Genomic DNA, 872 nt, shown 5'->3' with positions numbered 1-872 from the left:
GCACCTACTGTACGGCCACCTTCACGGATAGCGAAACGTAGACCTTCGTCCATTGCGATTGGTGCGATTAGCTCAACAACCATTTGGATGTTGTCGCCTGGCATTACCATTTCTACGCCTTCTGGTAGAGAGATATCGCCAGTTACGTCAGTTGTACGGAAGTAGAACTGTGGACGGTAACCTTTGAAGAAAGGAGTGTGACGACCGCCTTCTTCTTTAGATAGTACGTATACTTCTGATTCGAACTTAGTGTGTGGAGTGATTGAACCAGGCTTAGCTAGTACTTGACCACGTTCAACTTCGTCACGCTTAGTACCACGTAGAAGTGCACCAACGTTCTCACCTGCACGGCCTTCGTCTAGAAGCTTACGGAACATCTCTACACCAGTACATGTTGTAGTAGTTGTATCCTTGATACCTACGATAGCAACTTCGTCACCAACTGTTAGGATACCACGCTCGATACGGCCAGTTACTACTGTACCACGACCTTGGATTGAGAATACGTCTTCGATAGGCATTAGGAATGGCTGATCTACCGCACGCTCTGGCTCAGGGATGTAAGTATCTAGAGCTTCAGCTAGTTCAACGATTTTCGCTTCCCACTGCTCTTCGCCGTTTAGTGCGCCTAGTGCAGAACCTTGGATAACTGGTAGGTCATCACCTGGGAAATCGTACTCAGATAGAAGTTCACGAACTTCCATTTCTACTAGTTCTAGTAGCTCTTCATCGTCAACCATGTCACATTTGTTCATGAATACGATGATGTATGGGATACCAACCTGACGGCCTAGTAGGATGTGCTCACGAGTTTGTGGCATTGGGCCATCTGTCGCAGCAACAACTAGGATACCACCGTCCATCTGTGCAGC

The 872-nt window shown here is 47.6% G+C and carries 1 protein-coding gene; it reads right to left on the bottom strand.

Annotated features, from left to right (window positions below; genetic code table 11):
- Window positions 1-872: elongation factor Tu (gene tuf, locus ACF8OV_RS12335; protein ID WP_258496224.1), on the bottom strand; the 872-nt coding region annotated here is incomplete at both ends.

Source organism: Vibrio sp. GLN_1, from assembly GCF_043106015.1.
Lineage (GTDB): Bacteria > Pseudomonadota > Gammaproteobacteria > Enterobacterales > Vibrionaceae > Vibrio > Vibrio parahaemolyticus.
Note: the sequence above shows the minus strand (reverse complement) of the source record. Positions and strands in the feature narration are given on the sequence as shown.